At 46.9% G+C, this 17,316-nt stretch carries 15 protein-coding genes; 14 read left to right on the top strand and 1 reads right to left on the bottom strand.

Annotation, left to right across the window (positions count from 1 at the left end; translation table 11 throughout):
• Positions 1-42: 42 nt before the first annotated feature.
• The 7 genes from UB32_RS08175 (at position 43) to UB32_RS08145 (ending at position 9,389) form a co-directional block, all read left to right on the top strand.
• The gene (locus UB32_RS08175; RefSeq protein WP_044392764.1) at positions 43-1,173 is read left to right on the top strand and encodes an acyl-CoA dehydrogenase; all 1,131 of its coding nucleotides are present in this window, start codon (positions 43-45) and stop codon (positions 1,171-1,173) included.
• Between the two features lie 195 nt (positions 1,174-1,368).
• Positions 1,369-2,508 (top strand): acyl-CoA dehydrogenase, encoded by a 1,140-nt coding sequence (locus UB32_RS08170; protein ID WP_044392762.1) that lies wholly within the window; start codon positions 1,369-1,371, stop codon positions 2,506-2,508.
• Between the two features lie 16 nt (positions 2,509-2,524).
• On the top strand, positions 2,525-3,178 hold the full coding sequence (locus UB32_RS08165; protein ID WP_044392760.1) for a TetR/AcrR family transcriptional regulator: 654 nt from the start codon (positions 2,525-2,527) through the stop codon (positions 3,176-3,178).
• Positions 3,175-6,429, top strand: a complete 3,255-nt coding sequence (icmF, locus tag UB32_RS08160) for a fused isobutyryl-CoA mutase/GTPase IcmF (RefSeq protein WP_044392758.1) — start codon at positions 3,175-3,177, stop codon at positions 6,427-6,429. The genes UB32_RS08165 and icmF overlap by 4 nt, the downstream gene beginning before the upstream one ends.
• A 188-nt stretch (positions 6,430-6,617) precedes the next feature.
• Complete coding sequence (locus tag UB32_RS08155) at positions 6,618-6,824, top strand: hypothetical protein (RefSeq protein WP_044392756.1); 207 nt, start codon at positions 6,618-6,620, stop codon at positions 6,822-6,824.
• Between the two features lie 118 nt (positions 6,825-6,942).
• Positions 6,943-7,512, top strand: coding sequence for a DNA-directed RNA polymerase subunit delta (gene rpoE / locus UB32_RS08150; RefSeq protein ID WP_044392754.1), 570 nt, complete (start codon positions 6,943-6,945; stop codon positions 7,510-7,512).
• Between the two features lie 275 nt (positions 7,513-7,787).
• Positions 7,788-9,389 carry a CTP synthase gene (locus UB32_RS08145; RefSeq protein ID WP_044392752.1) on the top strand — a complete coding sequence of 534 codons (1,602 nt, stop codon included), beginning with the start codon at positions 7,788-7,790 and terminating at the stop codon, positions 9,387-9,389.
• Positions 9,390-9,815: 426 nt separating this feature from the next.
• On the opposite strand, the gene UB32_RS08140 is transcribed toward UB32_RS08145, so the two are convergent.
• Positions 9,816-10,331, bottom strand: a complete 516-nt coding sequence (locus UB32_RS08140) for a DUF2529 domain-containing protein (protein WP_044392750.1) — start codon at positions 10,329-10,331, stop codon at positions 9,816-9,818.
• A 200-nt stretch (positions 10,332-10,531) separates the two neighbouring features.
• Here UB32_RS08140 and UB32_RS08135 point away from each other — a divergent pair, with 200 nt between their 5' ends.
• The 7 genes from UB32_RS08135 (at position 10,532) to rpmE (ending at position 17,294) form a co-directional block, all read left to right on the top strand.
• Positions 10,532-10,906, top strand: coding sequence for a response regulator (locus UB32_RS08135; RefSeq protein ID WP_044392748.1), 375 nt, complete (start codon positions 10,532-10,534; stop codon positions 10,904-10,906).
• A gap of 228 nt (positions 10,907-11,134) precedes the next feature.
• Positions 11,135-11,992, top strand: coding sequence for a class II fructose-bisphosphate aldolase (locus UB32_RS08130; RefSeq protein WP_044392746.1), 858 nt, complete (start codon positions 11,135-11,137; stop codon positions 11,990-11,992).
• Positions 11,993-12,134: 142 nt separating this feature from the next.
• A complete protein-coding gene (gene fsa, locus UB32_RS08125; protein WP_044392745.1) occupies positions 12,135-12,782 on the top strand; it encodes a fructose-6-phosphate aldolase in 648 nt (215 codons plus the stop codon).
• A 165-nt stretch (positions 12,783-12,947) separates the two neighbouring features.
• The gene (locus UB32_RS08120) at positions 12,948-14,234 is read left to right on the top strand and encodes a UDP-N-acetylglucosamine 1-carboxyvinyltransferase (protein WP_044392743.1); all 1,287 of its coding nucleotides are present in this window, start codon (positions 12,948-12,950) and stop codon (positions 14,232-14,234) included.
• A gap of 182 nt (positions 14,235-14,416) precedes the next feature.
• On the top strand, positions 14,417-15,382 hold the full coding sequence (glpX, locus tag UB32_RS08115; RefSeq protein WP_044392742.1) for a class II fructose-bisphosphatase: 966 nt from the start codon (positions 14,417-14,419) through the stop codon (positions 15,380-15,382).
• A gap of 297 nt (positions 15,383-15,679) precedes the next feature.
• Positions 15,680-16,951: a transcription termination factor Rho gene (rho, locus tag UB32_RS08110; RefSeq protein WP_044392791.1), complete on the top strand. Its 1,272-nt coding sequence runs from the start codon at positions 15,680-15,682 to the stop codon at positions 16,949-16,951.
• Between the two features lie 130 nt (positions 16,952-17,081).
• Complete coding sequence (gene rpmE, locus UB32_RS08105) at positions 17,082-17,294, top strand: 50S ribosomal protein L31 (protein ID WP_044392741.1); 213 nt, start codon at positions 17,082-17,084, stop codon at positions 17,292-17,294.
• Positions 17,295-17,316 lie beyond the last annotated feature (22 nt).

The following is a 17,316-nucleotide window of genomic DNA, read 5'->3' as shown; positions in this document are numbered from 1 at the left end:
TCCATACATACTTCCCTGTCTGGACGTTTGGAGGTTAATACGATGAACCTGAGATATACAGAAGAACAGGTGATGATGCGCAAAATGGTCCGTGATTTTGCCGAGACAGAGATTGCACCGTTCGTTGAAAAAATGGAGGAGGGCGAGTTTCCAAGCGAAATTGTAAAAAAAATGGGCAGGCTCGGCCTAATGGGAATTCCGGTGCCTGAAAAATATGGCGGTTCAGAGATGGACTTTATCTCCTATATCATTGCCATCCATGAAATTTCCAAGGTCAGCGCCACGGTTGGCGTCATCCTTTCCGTTCATACATCGGTCGGAACCAATCCAATCCTGTACTTCGGGTCGGAAGAGCAAAAGAAACAGTATGTACCTAAACTTGCTTCAGGGGAATTCCTCGGTGCATTCTGCCTGACAGAACCAAATGCCGGATCAGACGCGGGCAACTTGAAAACCCGCGCGGTCAAGAAGGATGGCCATTATGTATTGAACGGATCGAAGGTATTCATTACCAATGGCGGCGTAGCAGATATTTATATTGTTTTCGCATCGACGAATCCTGAAGCAGGGCCGGGTGGCATCTCAGCATTTATCGTGGAAAAAGACACACCCGGATTCATCGTTGGCAAGGAAGAACACAAAATGGGCCTGTACGGCTCCCGAACAGTCCAGCTGACCTTCGAGGACATGAAGGTGCCGCAGGAAAATCTGCTCGGTCTCGAGGGCGAAGGATTTACAATCGCGATGAGCAATCTGGACGCCGGCAGGATTGGCATCGCCGCACAGGCTCTAGGGATTGCCGAAGCAGCATTCGAAGCAGCGACGAATTATGCGAAGGAAAGAAACCAGTTCGGCAGGCCAATTGCCGCCCAGCAAGGCATCGGCTTCAAGCTGGCAGACATGGCCACATCTGTCGAAGCTGCAAAACTATTAGTCTATCGTGCGGCCCAATTGCGCTCCGAAGGACAAAAATGCCGCCTGGAAGCGTCCATGGCCAAGCTCTTCACCTCAAGAACAGCCGTCGAAGTCACAACCGAAGCCATCCAAGTACTCGGCGGCTACGGCTACACAAAAGATTATCCAGTCGAACGCTATTTCCGCGACGCCAAAGTCACCGAAATATACGAGGGCACGAGTGAAATTCAGAAAATGGTAATTAGTAAGCTTATCTAACAGGTATTTTGACAGGTTTGACATGGGGAGCATGAAAGTTGTCAAGAAAAGCCTGTAATTTAGACAGGTTTGGCGTGAGAAGCAGGGAAGTTGTCAAGAAATCCATGTTATTTTGAAAGGTTTGGGGGTTGCAAGCAAGAAAGTTGTCAAGAAACCCTCATTAAATTAGAAAAACCAGTAACGGAGGAAACAATAATGAATTTTCGATTATCGGAAGAACATGAAATGATCAGGAAAATGGTCCGGGATTTTGCGAGAAATGAAGTGGCTCCGACGGCTGCTGAGCGCGATGAGGAGGAACGTTTTGACCGCGAAATCTTTGATAAAATGGCGGAACTGGGACTGACTGGTATTCCTTGGCCGGAAGAATACGGCGGCATCGGCAGCGATTACCTGGCATACTGCATTGCGGTGGAAGAACTATCTCGTGTTTGTGCATCGACTGGGGTCATGCTGTCAGCGCATACTTCCCTTGCCGGCTGGCCGATCTTCAAGTATGGAAACGAAGAGCAGAAACAAAAATATTTGCGTCCGCTTGCTGAAGGGAAAAGCATCGGCGCATACTGCCTGACTGAGCCAGGCAGCGGATCTGATGCAGGTGCAATGAGAACAACAGCGAAGGAAGATGGAGATCATTATCTACTGAATGGCTCGAAAATTTTCACTACAAACGGCGGCGAAGCGGAAATTTACGTGGTGTTTGCGCTGACTGATCCGTCCAGCAAGCATAAAGGAACAACTGCGTTCATCGTCGAAAGCAGCTTTCCCGGATTTTCGGTCGGCAAGAAGGAAAAGAAGATGGGCATCCGGTCCTCTCCAACTACAGAAATCATTTTTGAAGACTGCCGGGTTCCAAAGGAAAACATTCTAGGTGAAGTAGGCGAAGGCTTCAAAATCGCGATGAAGACGCTTGATGGCGGCCGGAACGGGATCGCTGCCCAGGCAGTTGGTATTGCCCAAGGAGCGCTTGATGCGGCAGTTGATTACGCGAGGGAACGCCAACAATTCGGCAAGCCGATCGCTGCAAACCAGGGAATTAGTTTCAAGCTTGCGGATATGGCGACATCGATTGAGGCGGCAAGACTATTAACCTACCAGGCTGCTTGGCTTGAGTCTGAAGGTCTTCCATACGGCAAGGAATCGGCAATGTCCAAACTATTTGCCGGCGACACTGCGATGAAAGTGACAACCGAAGCCGTTCAGGTTTTCGGCGGCTACGGCTATACAAAGGACTATCCAGTGGAACGCTTCATGCGCGATGCGAAAATCACGCAAATTTATGAAGGAACACAGGAAATCCAGCGTCTTGTTATTTCAAGAATGCTGACAAAATAACAGGGCGGGACAGAAGATGAAAAAGCGAGAAGTGCAGGCGTCGGTAAAAGATGAGCGACTTGTGAAAAAAAGGCGCGACCAAATGATCAAAGGGGCCGTAACCCTTTTTAAGCAGAAGGGCTTCCACCGCACGACGACTAGAGAGATTGCCCGGGCTTCAGGCTTTAGCATCGGAACCCTTTACGAATACATCCGTACGAAGGAAGATGTGCTATACCTAGTCTGCGACAGCATCTATGACGAAGTTTCTGACCGTCTTCAGGAAAATCTCGACACAAAAAAGGGAACACTCGAGAGCCTGAAGGTCGGCATCGCTAATTACTTCAAAGTCATGGATGATTTGCAGGACGAAGTGCTCGTCATGTACCAGGAGGTAAAATCGCTGACAAAGGATGCCCTTCCCTATGTGTTGGAAAAAGAAATCGAGATGGTGGAGATGTTTGAGAACGTGATCGAGCGCTGCGTCGAAAATGGTGAGCTTGATCTCGAAGAAACACAGATCAAACTCATCGCTCATACTATTTTTGTCCAAGGGCAGATGTGGGGATTCCGCCGCTGGGCACTGCAAAAATTGTATACGCTCGACGAGTATACCCAACTGCAGACAGATTTGCTTTTTAAGGGGATCAAGGGATCGGAAATGAAACTAGGAACAGGGGGGAAAATATGAGTTACACGCCAACGAATCATATTCGCTTTGTGACAGCTTCAAGTTTGTTTGACGGACATGATGCCTCGATCAACATTATGCGTAGAATCATCCAGTCAATGGGGGGCGAGGTTATTCACCTTGGTCATAATCGCTCTGTCGAGGAGGTTGTCAATGCGGCGATCCAGGAGGATGTTCAAGGAATTGCGATTTCTTCCTATCAGGGCGGGCATGTTGAATATTTTACCTATATGTATGATCTCCTGAAGGAAAAGGGTGCTTCGCATATTCGGATTTACGGCGGTGGCGGCGGTGTTATCATTCCTCGGGAAATAAAAGCGCTCCAAGAATACGGAATTGCCCGTATTTTCTCGCCGGAGGATGGCAGGAAATATGGCCTTAACGGCATGATTGAGCAAATGATCAAGGAGTGTGATTTCCCGACAGTGACAACCGAAGGGGTAGAGGAAATCGAAAAACTGACAAACGGAGATCCGAATGCTGTTGCCAAGCTAATCACGCTTGCCGAGCAGCACGTTGGTTCGGAAAAAGAAACGGCCGCTGCCGTGGAAAGCTTGATGAAAAAAGTGAAGATGCTGACAAAACCCGTTCCGGTTGTCGGAATCACGGGTACAGGCGGTTCGGGGAAAAGCTCCTTGACGGACGAGTTGATCAGACGCTTTCTCAATGAGATTCCCGAAAAGCGGGTAGCAATTTTATCCGTCGATCCTACGAAGCTAAAAACAGGCGGAGCCCTTCTAGGTGACCGGATTCGCATGAACGCGATTTTTTCTCCGCGCGTTTATATGCGCAGCCTGGCGACGAGACACTCAAAGTCAGAATTATCGCTTGCGATCAAGGATGCCATTGATGTCGTAAAAGCAGCAGGCTTTGACCTCGTGATCGTCGAAACGAGCGGTATTGGTCAGGGTGATGCAGGGATTACCGAAGTATGTGATGTTTCGATGTATGTGATGACAAGCGAATTCGGTGCACCGTCACAGCTGGAGAAGATTGACATGATTGACTATGCCGACTTGATTGTCATCAATAAGTTTGAACGAAAAGGCTCAGAGGACGCAAAGCGCCAAGTGCAAAAACAATTTCAGCGCAGCCATCTGTTATGGGACAAAGAGTTAGAGGAAATGCCGGTGTACGGCACGATTGCCAGCCAGTTCAATGATCCAGGCACGAACGCATTGTTTGCTGCTCTGGTTGATAAAATCAATGAAAAAGCGGGTACAGACTGGTCCACCTCACTCTCTACCAATGCAGTCGTCGAAAAACAAAATATCATCATTCCGAATGACCGCCGGTACTACCTCCGTGAAATCTCGGAAACGGTTCGCGGCTACCATAAACAAGCAGCTGAGCAGGCAAGCCTTGCCCGCAGACTGTTCCAAATCGACGGGGCAATCGAAGCGGCAAAAGAAAAAGATGCAAACGGGGAAGTTCTTTCTTTTCTGCAAAAGATGAAACAAGAAATAGAAAGCAAATTGACAACGGAAACGAGAAACATTCTAGAAAACTGGAAGTCTCTAAAGGAAAAGTACAGCGGAGAGAAGTTCGTGACGAAAATCCGCGACAAAGAAATCGTCACGGAGCTCAGGACAAAGAGCTTGTCAGGCTTAAGCATCCCGAAAATAGCATTGCCAAAATACAAGGATTACGGCGAAATTCTTCGCTGGGTATACCTTGAGAACGTACCTGGCAGCTTCCCATACACTGCAGGCGTTTTTCCATTTAAGCGTGAAGGGGAGGATCCGAAACGCCAGTTTGCAGGTGAGGGAACACCGGAACGGACGAACCGTCGTTTCCATTATCTGTCCAAGGACGACAATGCGAAGCGATTGAGCACAGCTTTTGACTCGGTCACTCTTTACGGTGAAGACCCTGATTACCGTCCAGATATTTACGGCAAGGTCGGTGAGAGTGGTGTCAGCGTCTGTACCCTTGATGACATGAAAAAATTGTATGCAGGATTTGACCTTTGCCATCCATCCACATCCGTATCGATGACCATCAATGGACCGGCACCGATCATTCTGGCAATGTTTATGAACACAGCGATTGATCAGCAGGTTGCAAGGAAAGAACAGGAGCTTGGCCGCAAGCTGAATGAGGAAGAGTTTGCCAATGTCAGGGGAATAACACTGCAAACTGTCCGCGGTACCGTCCAGGCAGATATATTAAAAGAAGATCAAGGACAGAATACTTGTATCTTCTCCACCGAATTCGCACTGCGAATGATGGGCGATATCCAGCAATATTTTATTGACGAAAAGGTTCGAAATTATTATTCTGTATCCATTTCCGGCTACCATATTGCTGAAGCCGGTGCCAATCCGATTTCCCAGCTGGCGTTCACACTCTCAAACGGCTTCACGTATGTGGAGTACTATTTAAGCAGAGGGATGAAGATCGATGATTTTGCACCAAACTTGAGCTTCTTCTTTTCAAACGGTCTTGACCCGGAATATTCAGTAATTGGCAGAGTTGCCCGCCGCATTTGGGCGATAGTCATGAAGAACAAGTACGGGGCAAATGAGCGAAGCCAGAAGCTGAAGTATCATATCCAGACATCGGGACGTTCGCTTCACGCACAAGAAATTGACTTCAATGATATTCGCACGACGCTCCAGGCTTTGATGGCATTGCATGATAACTGCAACTCACTTCATACAAATGCGTATGACGAAGCAATCACCACGCCCACAGAAGAATCTGTGCGCCGCGCAATGGCCATTCAGATGATCATCACGAAGGAGCACGGTTTAACAAAGAACGAAAACCCGCTGCAGGGCGCATTCATCATTGAAGAGCTGACTGATTTAGTAGAAGAAGCCGTTCTTCAGGAATTTGAACGAATCAATGACCGGGGCGGCGTGCTTGGTGCGATGGAAACCCAGTATCAGCGCGGCAAAATCCAGGATGAATCCATGTACTATGAAATGAAAAAGCATTCAGGGGAGCTGCCGATTATCGGGGTGAACACGTACTTAAATCCAAATCCCCCATCAGAGGAAGAGATCGACAAAATGGAGCTTGCCCGTGCGACAAAAGAAGAAAAAGAAACACAAATCCGCAATCTCCAAGCATTCAAAAACAAGAATCAAGACCAGTCCGAAGCAGCGCTCGAGCGGCTGAAGGAAACAGCGGTAAGCGGCGGCAATATTTTTGCAGAACTGATGGAAACCGTCCAATTCGCAAGTCTTGGACAGATCACAAGGGCGCTGTACGAAGTAGGCGGCCAGTTCCGCAGAAATATGTAAATTTTCCCTCAAAAAAAATCGCAAATGAAGGAATGGGATGGCTTAGGGCAACTAGGAGCCATCCTGTATTTCATGCTCTAGGAAACATTCCTGGCGTTTTCATAAAATTTCCCGTCCTTTTTGGCAGAAAATCTTATATAATCTAGTTAGCTGCTTATACATATGACGTAGTTCAGGATGTGAATATTGTGAAATCGGTTTTGTTTACGGCAGGGGCAGTGGTGGCTGCTGCTACCATATATTATCTTTACCAGCGTGAGCTTGGCGCCATTCCATTTTACATTTTAGCCATCGTCTTTTTTTTACTGGCATTGAGCCAATGGAACAGTAGAAGGAAGGCTGGCAAAGGGGAAGAAGAAATCGAAAGCGAAAAAAGCCGGGGGAATGGCAGATAAAACTGGCATAAAGGTGTAATATTTGTTTATAATGTAGAATATGCATTCTGGGATATTTTCCTTATTTTCGGACGGATGGCCGGGTAAAGGCCTGGAATAGAGAAAGGAAGTGCGAAAATTGAGTTTAAGCCAATACTCAAAAGAAGAGCTTCAAGAAATGTCAATGATTGAAGTTGGATTTGAAATTTTAAAAGAAAAGAAGCAAGCAATCACATTTCAGGAGCTGATGGCTGAAGTTAAGAAGCTCCTTAAATTGGACAAGGCCGATGTTGCTGAAAAAACGGTTCAATTTTATACAGATATAAATATAGATGGACGTTTCATGTCCCAAAGCGAAGGGCGTTGGGGTCTTCGCGTCTGGTACCCAGTCGACCAGATGGAAGAAGACAATGTTACCACAGTCAAGCCGAAAAAGAAGAAGGCAAAGAAGGTTGTCGCTGAAGAGGATCTAGATCTTGAGGAATTCGATGAAATCGATGAGGAAGACCTCGACTATGATGCGATCGACGAATTCGATGACGAGGACGACGATGATGATGATGTGCTCGAGGATGACGAGGAAGACTTTGATGATGATCTAGAGGATTCCGACGATTTCGAAGACGATGAAAAGCTGCTTGAAGATGAAGACGCAGACCTCCCGCTCGAAGAAGAAGATCTCGAGGATGAAGACGAAGAAGAACGATAATTAACAGCTTGACTTTTCTATTTACCGAATGTAGAATACTTTTTGGGCTCCTTAAAAGGAGAGTAAGTAAAACAGCCACAAAACGCTCCCATCCTGTATGCGGGGCGTTTTTTTATTTTTTTTAGAGAGTAGGGAGGTCAGCGAGGCGTTCGTCGAGGCTGACCGATACTGGCTTTATCCTTGCTATCCGCTTGCCGAAACAGAAAGCTGGCGATCTAAAAATAAATCAATGAAACAGGTGCAGATTGCACAAACTGTTGATGGGGGGATTACCAATGTCAAAGTATATTTTTGTGACGGGCGGAGTAGTTTCGTCCTTAGGGAAAGGAATCACGGCAGCATCCCTTGGAAGATTGCTGAAAAACAGGGGTTTGAACGTAACAATCCAGAAGTTTGATCCATATATTAACGTGGACCCCGGAACAATGAGTCCGTACCAGCACGGAGAAGTATTCGTAACCGACGATGGCGCAGAGACTGACCTCGACCTCGGCCATTATGAGCGCTTCATCGATATCAACCTGAACAAATACTCTAACGTGACAACCGGGAAAATTTACTCAACGGTGTTGAAAAAAGAGCGCCGCGGTGATTACCTCGGAGGAACGGTACAGGTGATTCCGCATATTACCAATGAAATCAAGGAAAAGGTGTTCCGTGCTGGCAAAGAGACAGGCGCAGATGTTGTCATTACGGAAATCGGCGGTACAGTTGGGGACATCGAGTCGCTGCCGTTTCTGGAAGCAATCCGCCAGATTAAGAATGATGCCGGTCGTGACAATGTGATGTACATCCACTGTACGCTCGTTCCTTACATTAAGGCTGCCGGTGAAATGAAAACGAAGCCGACCCAGCACAGCGTAAAAGAATTGCGCAGCCTGGGAATCCAGCCAAATATTATCGTTCTTCGCACCGAAATGCCGATCTCCCAGGAGATGAAGGACAAGATCGCTCTGTTCGGAGATATCGCTAAGGAAGCGGTTATTGAGGCGGCAGATGCGGAAACGCTTTATTCCATCCCTTTGGCCCTGCAGGAGCAGAAGATGGATCAGCTTGTATGCGATCACTTCAAACTGGAATGCAATGATGCAGACATGACCGAGTGGCGTGCATTGGTCGAAAAAGTAACGCATCTTACTGGCAAGACAAGAATTGCCCTTGTCGGCAAATATGTGGAACTGCAGGATGCCTATATTTCTGTCGTGGAATCTTTGAAGCACGCAGGCTATGCATTTGACAGTGATATTGAAATCAAGTGGATAAACGCAGAGGAAGTAACAACTGAAAATGTCGTTGAATTGCTGGATGACGTCAATGGCATTCTTGTTCCAGGCGGATTCGGCGATCGCGGAATCGAAGGAAAAATTCTTGCGACTCAGTATGCGCGTGAGAACAAAGTGCCTTTCTTCGGAATTTGCCTTGGCATGCAGCTGGCATCTGTTGAGTTTGCACGTCATGTTCTTGGACTGAAGGATGCTCACTCAGCGGAAATCATGCCAAACACACCTTATCCAATCATCGACCTTCTTCCAGAGCAGAAGGATATTGAAGATCTTGGCGGAACACTTCGCCTCGGGCTATATCCTTGTAAACTTGTCGAAGACTCAAAAGCCTTCGCTGCTTACGGTGATGACCTAATATATGAACGCCATCGCCATCGTTACGAGTTCAACAACGAATACCGTCAGGCAATGGAAAAGCAAGGCTTTATCTTCTCTGGGACAAGCCCAGATGGCCGTTTGGTTGAAATCATCGAACTGAAGGACCACCCTTGGTTCTTGGCATCGCAGTTCCATCCTGAATTCACATCAAGACCAACTCGACCACAGCCATTATTCAGAGACTTTATTGAAGCATCTATTAAAACGAAAAAATAACCGTAAAAAAAAGCCGGAGCATATCGAGGCCACTGAAAAAGTCCTTAAAGGTTGGCCTTGTTAAAATGGACCGGTTGATCTCCACTCCAGGTCGCGGGGCGTGCGGTGAGCCTCCTAAGCGCCTGGATCCCGCAGGAGTCTACGCACACCTTTCGTTCCAATCAACCTAGTGATACTAGACCTATGTGGTAGACAAACTATAAGCCGTTCAAATCCTTTACTTTTTTAAGGATTCGGGCGGCTTTTATTTTATAATAGAATCAATCTAGTCGAATTGGGTGGTTTCAATGATGTCTATGCAACAAACAATCAAACTAAGTCCTTACAGAAAAAGAACCGGTTCTTTTCGTTTGGATTTTCTAGAAAATCTTAAATATCGGCAGATTTTCAGTGGCCTCAGCATATCTCTGGCTTTTTTTTACGCGGTTAATACTCTGCCAATATTTCTTCGATCGTGAATTTCAGGCCAAAATAGAGGAACAATCCGGCAATAGAAGTGGGATAGCCAACTCTGTTGCCGAGTTCATCGGGCAGCAGTCCTTTGGTGATTCGCAAGTCTATATGGACATCTGCGAGCGTATTCAATCCCTTCCCTTCAGTCCGAACAGTAGAAACTGCCACGAATGGGATCGCTTTTTCCTGTAAAATGGCTGCGATTTCGACTGCTTCTTCGTCATCAGCATAGCGGCTGACGATCAGCACGCGGTCGGCGTCATCCACTTCTATCTCATCCGATAAGATGCATGCGGACGCAAGTGGTTCTTCGCCGTAAATGGCCTCGAGTTCAACAGCCTTCATTTCCCTTGTTCCATAAATCCAGATTCTGCCTTCCCCAGCAGCCGCCTGTGCGAGCAACCTTGCTCCATCCTCAAGTGCAAATGCTTCTTTTTCCAGCAGCCGCTGAAAGTAGCCGCCAAGTTGTGTTGAAAACATTTTTAACATTCCTGTACCTCCGTTCTTTGCCTATACTAATGTAAAGTACTACAATCGCAAGAAAAAAGCATCTGTTGAAAAATATCTTTAAAAATATGGCAGGAATTTCTTGTATTATCACGAACTGTATAAATGGGGATATATCAACCGTTTCCTCGATCATACATGTATAAAATTACTACATAATTTATTAGGGGGAAAGAGGCGGCATGAAAGAAAACATACTAATAGTCGACGACCAGTTCGGCATCAGGATTCTACTGAATGAAGTGCTGCAAAAAGAAGGATATCAAACGTACCAGGCTGCAAACGGCGTTCAGGCACTGGAGCTAGTTAAGAATCATCCACCTGATCTTGTGCTTCTGGACATGAAAATTCCGGGTATGGATGGAATTGAAATTTTAAAAAGAATGAAAGTAATCGACCCAGAAATACGAGTGATCATTATGACCGCCTATGGCGAGCTGGACATGATCAAGGAAGCGATGAGCCTTGGAGCATTGACTCATTTCGCCAAGCCATTCGATATCGATGACATCCGCGCGGCGGTAAAAAAATACTTGCAAGTAGTTTCAAAAGACTGAGACCCATTGGCAGCGTTTGCATTATATCATTTTTATGACACTTGCAAAAACAAGGCTTGAACAATGGCAATTCTGATTTTCTTTTGGTATGATACATATGAATTCCACAGGATCATTTCGTTTTGATGAATGCCATCTCGGGTACATAATCAAAAGCGGGTAGGGAAACCCTTTAATAGAGTAGCATAATCAAAAAAAACGATTGATCATAACGAAGGAGGAAAAGATATGCCATTAGTTCCAATGACTGAAATGCTGAAAAAAGCCAATGCAGAGGGCTACGCTGTTGGGCAATTTAACTTAAATAACCTTGAATTCACTCAAGCGATCCTTCAAGCGGCAGAAGCCGAGAAATCACCAGTAATCCTTGGTGTTTCTGAAGGTGCAGCGCGCTACATGGGCGGATTTAAAACGGTAGTTAAAATGGTAGAAGGTTTGATGGAGGACTATCAAATTACAGTTCCTGTTGCTATTCACCTCGACCACGGTTCGAGTTTCGACAAATGCAAAGAGGCAATTGATGCTGGCTTTACATCTGTTATGATCGATGCTTCCCATAGTTCATTCGAAGAGAATATTGAAATCACTTCAAAAGTGGTAGAATACGCTCATTCAAAAGGTGTTTCAGTGGAAGCGGAACTTGGAACGGTCGGCGGCCAGGAAGATGATGTCGTTGCGGACGGCGTTACCTATGCGGACGTTCAAGAGTGCAAAACACTTGTGGAGCGCACAGGCATCGACTGCCTTGCACCGGCACTTGGCTCCGTACACGGACCATACAAGGGTGAACCTAAGCTAGGTTTTAAAGAAATGGAAGAAATCAACAAAATTGCAGGCGTGCCATTAGTATTGCACGGAGGAACTGGTATTCCGACAAAAGACATCCAGAAATCCGTCTCTTTAGGAACTGCGAAAATCAATGTAAACACAGAAAATCAAATTGCTTCAGCTAAAGCAGTGCGTCAAGTACTGGCAGAAAAGCCGAACGAATACGATCCACGTAAATATCTTGGACCAGCTCGCGACGCAATTAAGGAAACGGTAATCGGCAAAATGCGCGAATTCGGTTCTTCCAACAAGGCGTAAAAGCACGGAAAGTTTATTAGAATGAAACCGCCTTACCTAAGGCGGTTTTTATCCATTATAGAATAATTCGAATTTCGCTCCGCTTGAAGGGGTTGGCTAAGTTTTTTGTTTTGAAAATTATCTCGACTGGAGGCGTTTACAAATGAAGTTTTTTATCGATACTGCTAATATGGATGAAATCCGCGAGGCCTATGCACTTGGAATAGTATCAGGGGTGACAACGAACCCGTCCCTTGTCGCGAAAGAAAAGAATGTGAAGTTTGAAGACCGCCTGAAGGAAATCACTCAGCTTGTTTCTGGTTCTGTTAGTGCCGAAGTCATTGCGCTTGATGCAGAAGGAATGATCAAAGAAGGAAGAGAGTTAGCTGGGATCGCGCCGAACATCACCGTCAAAGTTCCGATGACTCCAGAAGGGCTCAAGGCTGTTTCCGTATTTTCAAAAGAAGGAATTAAGACAAATGTAACCCTCGTCTTCAGTGCGAACCAGGCATTGCTGGCAGCTAGAGCGGGAGCTACATACGTATCGCCTTTCCTTGGTCGCCTTGATGACATCGGCCATAATGGACTCGACTTGGTTTCGACGATTGCCGAGATTTTCACGATCCACGGAATCGAGACGGAAATCATCGCTGCATCAATCCGCCACCCGCAGCACGTAACAGACGCAGCACTGCGAGGCGCGCACATCGCCACCGTTCCATACAAAGTCATTCAGCAAATGTTCAGTCACCCGCTGACCGACAAAGGAATCGAAGCATTTTTGAAAGACTGGGAATCTCGTGGTCTGTAATAGGCATTTTAGAATGGGGTTTGGGAATTTCATACTCTTGTTGTAAAAAATATACCTCTTAGATTTCACGCAATTCAATCTACGTAGAGCCAAAATCGGTCTTAGCTGTAACCTTGTTTGCATCTCCAGCTCGACCTTACATCACGGCTTAGAAGGGAGTCAGAAATGGAAAAGCTTAAGATTGCAGGCGGCTATCCTTTAAAAGGGACTGTTCGAGTCAGCGGTGCGAAAAACAGCGCAGTAGCCTTAATTCCCGCAACCATTTTAGCAGAATCGCCTGTGACCATTGAAGGTTTGCCGGATATTTCCGATGTTCATATGCTCAAGGACTTGATGGAGGAAATTGGCGGTTCTGTTGAATACTCAAACAATGAAATGACGGTTGATCCGTCTTCCATGATTTCCATGCCTTTGCCGAATGGAAAAGTGAAAAAGCTGCGAGCTTCGTACTATTTGATGGGAGCAATGCTTGGACGTTTCAAAAAGGCTGTCATTGGACTGCCTGGCGGATGCCATTTGGGCCCGAGACCGATTGACCAGCACATAAAAGGATTTGAAGCGCTCGGTGCCAGCGTGACAAATGAACAGGGAGCCATCTATCTTCGGGCAGATGAGCTTCGCGGTGCGAGAATCTATTTGGACGTCGTAAGCGTCGGGGCAACCATCAATATTATGCTTGCTGCCGTAAGAGCGAAGGGGCGCACGATCATTGAAAATGCCGCAAAAGAACCGGAAATCATTGACGTAGCAACCTTGCTCACCAATATGGGAGCGAAAATCAAAGGCGCCGGTACCGACGTCATCCGCATTGACGGGGTCGACGAGCTTCACGGCTGCCGCCACACGATTATCCCGGACCGGATCGAGGCGGGAACATACTTAATCCTTGGCGCAGCGATTGGGCAAGGTGTCACGATTGACAACGTCATTCCACAGCATATTGAGTCCCTTGTGGCCAAGCTGAAGGAAATGGGTGTGAAGATAGAGGTAAGCGATGAACAAATCTATGTTGCCCCGGCGGACAGGTACAAAGCAATTGACATTAAAACGCTCGTCTATCCCGGATTTCCGACCGACCTGCAACAGCCGTTCACAGCCTTGCTGACAAAAGCAGAAGGATCAAGCGTCGTAACCGATACGATCTATGGCGCACGCTTCAAGCATATCGATGAATTAAGAAGAATGAATGCCAATATTAAGGTAGAAGGCAGATCTGCGATCATCAGCGGACCAATCAAGCTTCAGGGAGCCAAGGTCAGGGCAAGCGACCTCCGAGCTGGAGCGGCGCTTGTGATTGCCGGACTTATCGCTGAAGGTGTTACAGAAGTGACGGGAGTAGAACACATCGATCGCGGCTACAGCCACATCGTTGAAAAGCTAAACGGAATTGGCGCGACAATCTGGCGGGAAGATTTAACTTCGGAAGAGCAAGAAGAAGTGAAAAAATCATAAAAAGTATAGTACAATGGAGTGGTACTATACGAATAGTGGTGCTAATGTGGAGCCAAACTGCAAAATAGTATAACCTATTTTGTCATCGAGCCACTTGATTCCCAAGATTTATGGGAAGGAAGTTGGCAGGGGGATACGGTTGCGGTGGGCATTAGCCCCGTTCATGATTAGGGGATGATCATATGGAACGTAGCTTAACGATGGAACTTGTCCGCGTGACGGAGGCGGCGGCACTTGCATCCGCCCGCTGGATGGGCCGCGGAAAAAAAGACGAGGCGGACGATGCAGCAACGTCGGCAATGAGAGATGTGTTTGATACCATCCCGATGAAAGGTACCGTCGTGATCGGAGAGGGAGAGATGGATGAAGCGCCGATGCTGTATATCGGTGAAAAGCTTGGGACAGGCTTTGGCCCGCGGTTAGACGTAGCGGTAGACCCATTGGAAGGAACGAATATCGTAGCGTCTGGCGGCTGGAATGCACTTGCTGTTCTCGCCGTAGCGGATCATGGAAACCTGCTGCATGCTCCTGACATGTACATGGATAAGCTGGCGGTGGGACCTGAAGCGGTCGGAATGGTCGATATCAATGCTTCTGTGCTTGATAATCTAAAGGCAGTGGCGAAAGCGAAGAACAAGGATATTGAGGATGTTGTCGCAACGGTATTGTATCGCCCGCGCCATGAGCAGATCATTGCCGAGCTTCGCGATGCTGGAGCTAGGATTAAGCTCATCAACGACGGAGATGTAGCTGGCGCTATCAACACGGCGTTTGATTTTACCGGTGTAGATATTTTGTTTGGATCTGGCGGAGCACCAGAAGGAGTCATCGCAGCGGTAGCGTTGAAAAGCCTCGGCGGTGAGATCCAGGGGAAACTGCTGCCGCAAAACGACGCAGAGCTGGAGCGATGCAAAAGTATGGGCATTGATGTTAACCGGATCCTGCTTATGGATGATTTTGTCCGCGGCGACGATGCGATCTTTGCGGCCACAGGCGTAACAGACGGTGAGCTCCTCAAAGGAGTTCAGTTCAAAGGCTCCTATGGCTCCACCCACTCCATCGTCATGCGCGCTAAATCCGGTACAGTCCGGTTCATCGAAGGCCAGCACAGCCTGAAGAAAAAGCCGCACTTAGTCATGAAATCATAAAGGATTTTCAAACAGCAGGGAAGGCGGCTCCCTCCGGATCTTTGGACCCCGATTTGTGGGTGGAACTGCCTTTGTGCTCCCTTTTATAGGCAACGAAAATAAAAAGATTGCTTATTTTTTGTGTTTCAGGGTAAAATGAAAATTGTTTTGATAAAAATGCATGTCAATGTTGTACCTTCATTAATTCCTTCTTACAACCTTCAAAGGAACTCATTTCTTCTTTTTCCATCCATACGCGGAAATTCTTATCCATTTTTTTATGGGGGAAATCGAAATATTTTAAGGCGTGGTGACATTATGGAAGTTAATATTTCAAGCTTGGAAAATATGAAATTAAAAGAGCTGTATGAGCTTGCAAAAGAGTATAAAATCTCTTACTACAGCAAGCTGTCGAAAAAGGAACTGATTTTTGCTATTTTAAAAGCTCGTGCGGAATTGCAGGGTTATTTTTTCATGGAAGGTGTCCTCGAAATTATCCAGTCGGAGGGCTTTGGATTCCTGCGCCCAATCAACTATTCGCCAAGCTCGGAGGATATTTATATCTCGGCTTCGCAGATCCGCCGATTTGATTTAAGAAATGGCGATAAAGTTTCGGGGAAGGTCCGTCCGCCTAAAGAAAACGAACGCTATTTTGGCTTGCTTCAAGTCGAGGCTGTCAACGGCGATGACCCGGAATCGGCGAAGGAAAGGGTTCATTTCCCTGGACTGACGCCGCTGTATCCTGATCGCCAGATGAAGCTGGAGACAGAGCAAAACAAAGTGTCAACACGAATCATGGATGTGCTTGCCCCAGTCGGCTTCGGGCAGCGCGGCCTGATTGTTGCTCCGCCAAAGGCTGGTAAGACGATGCTGATCAAAGAAATCGCGAACAGCATTACCATGAACCATCCAGAAGCAGAACTAATTGTGCTGTTGATCGACGAGCGTCCGGAAGAGGTTACCGATATCGAACGGTCCGTTGCCGCCGATGTTGTCAGCTCTACCTTTGACGAAGTGCCGGAAAACCATATTAAAGTGGCTGAGCTTGTTCTCGAGCGTGCGATGCGCCTTGTGGAGCACAAGCGCGATGTCATCATTTTGATGGACAGCATTACTCGCCTTGCCCGTGCCTATAATCTGGTTATCCCGCCAAGCGGCCGCACCTTGTCAGGCGGTATTGACCCTGCCGCATTTCACCGTCCTAAGCGCTTTTTCGGAGCTGCCCGCAATATCGAAGAAGGCGGCAGCTTAACGATTCTCGCAACTGCGCTGATTGATACAGGGTCCCGCATGGATGATGTCATCTATGAAGAGTTCAAGGGAACAGGCAATATGGAGCTGCATCTCGACCGCGCACTTGCGGAAAGAAGGATTTTCCCGGCAATCGACATTCGCCGTTCGGGAACGCGAAAAGAAGAGTTGCTCATTCCGAAAGACCAATTGGACAAGCTGTGGGCGATTCGCAAATCGATGTCGGATTCACCGGATTTCTCGGAAAAATTCCTGCGCAAGCTAAAGTTGTCCAAATCGAATGAGGATTTCTTCGCGATCTTGGGGGAAGAAATGAAAGGCAACAACAAGCGTTCCTAATTCCAAAATTTGGTTTGTAAATTGAGCTTGAAATATAAAGATAGACTTGGTATAATAGTGTCAGTGTGTTTTTTCAATAACGGCATAACTCTGTTTCGGATATGATTCAGGGCGGAAGGAGATGAAAAGAATGAAATCAGGAATTCATCCAAATTACAAAACAGCTAAGGTGACTTGCGCTTGCGGAAACGAATTCGAAACTGGTTCTGTGAAGAACGAGATTCGCGTTGAAACTTGCTCTGAATGCCACCCATTCTATACTGGACGTCAAAAGTTTGCAGAAGCCGGCGGACGTGTAGACCGCTTCAACAAAAAATACGGTCTTAAAGAAAAAATTCAGTAATATAAGAAAAGCGCAAGCGCCT

The sequence above is a fragment of the Mesobacillus subterraneus genome (assembly GCF_000934845.1).
In the GTDB taxonomy this organism is placed as follows: domain Bacteria; phylum Bacillota; class Bacilli; order Bacillales; family Cytobacillaceae; genus Mesobacillus; species Mesobacillus stamsii.
The sequence above is the reverse complement of the archived record's forward strand: the minus strand, read 5'-3'. Positions and strand labels throughout refer to the sequence as shown.

What these genes read in the sequence shown, in the direction of transcription:
- UB32_RS08165 (WP_044392760.1), top strand. Translation starts at nt 2,525, where the DNA reads ATGAAAAAGCGAGAAGTGCAGGCGTCGGTAAAAGATGAGCGACTTGTG.
- fsa (WP_044392745.1), top strand. Translation starts at nt 12,135, where the DNA reads ATGAAGTTTTTTATCGATACTGCTAATATGGATGAAATCCGCGAGGCC.
- UB32_RS08140 (WP_044392750.1), bottom strand. Translation starts at nt 10,331, where the DNA reads ATGTTAAAAATGTTTTCAACACAACTTGGCGGCTACTTTCAGCGGCTG.
- glpX (WP_044392742.1), top strand. Translation starts at nt 14,417, where the DNA reads ATGGAACGTAGCTTAACGATGGAACTTGTCCGCGTGACGGAGGCGGCG.
- UB32_RS08120 (WP_044392743.1), top strand. Translation starts at nt 12,948, where the DNA reads ATGGAAAAGCTTAAGATTGCAGGCGGCTATCCTTTAAAAGGGACTGTT.
- icmF (WP_044392758.1), top strand. Translation starts at nt 3,175, where the DNA reads ATGAGTTACACGCCAACGAATCATATTCGCTTTGTGACAGCTTCAAGT.
- UB32_RS08135 (WP_044392748.1), top strand. Translation starts at nt 10,532, where the DNA reads ATGAAAGAAAACATACTAATAGTCGACGACCAGTTCGGCATCAGGATT.
- UB32_RS08175 (WP_044392764.1), top strand. Translation starts at nt 43, where the DNA reads ATGAACCTGAGATATACAGAAGAACAGGTGATGATGCGCAAAATGGTC.
- rho (WP_044392791.1), top strand. Translation starts at nt 15,680, where the DNA reads ATGGAAGTTAATATTTCAAGCTTGGAAAATATGAAATTAAAAGAGCTG.
- UB32_RS08145 (WP_044392752.1), top strand. Translation starts at nt 7,788, where the DNA reads ATGTCAAAGTATATTTTTGTGACGGGCGGAGTAGTTTCGTCCTTAGGG.
- UB32_RS08130 (WP_044392746.1), top strand. Translation starts at nt 11,135, where the DNA reads ATGCCATTAGTTCCAATGACTGAAATGCTGAAAAAAGCCAATGCAGAG.
- rpmE (WP_044392741.1), top strand. Translation starts at nt 17,082, where the DNA reads ATGAAATCAGGAATTCATCCAAATTACAAAACAGCTAAGGTGACTTGC.
- UB32_RS08170 (WP_044392762.1), top strand. Translation starts at nt 1,369, where the DNA reads ATGAATTTTCGATTATCGGAAGAACATGAAATGATCAGGAAAATGGTC.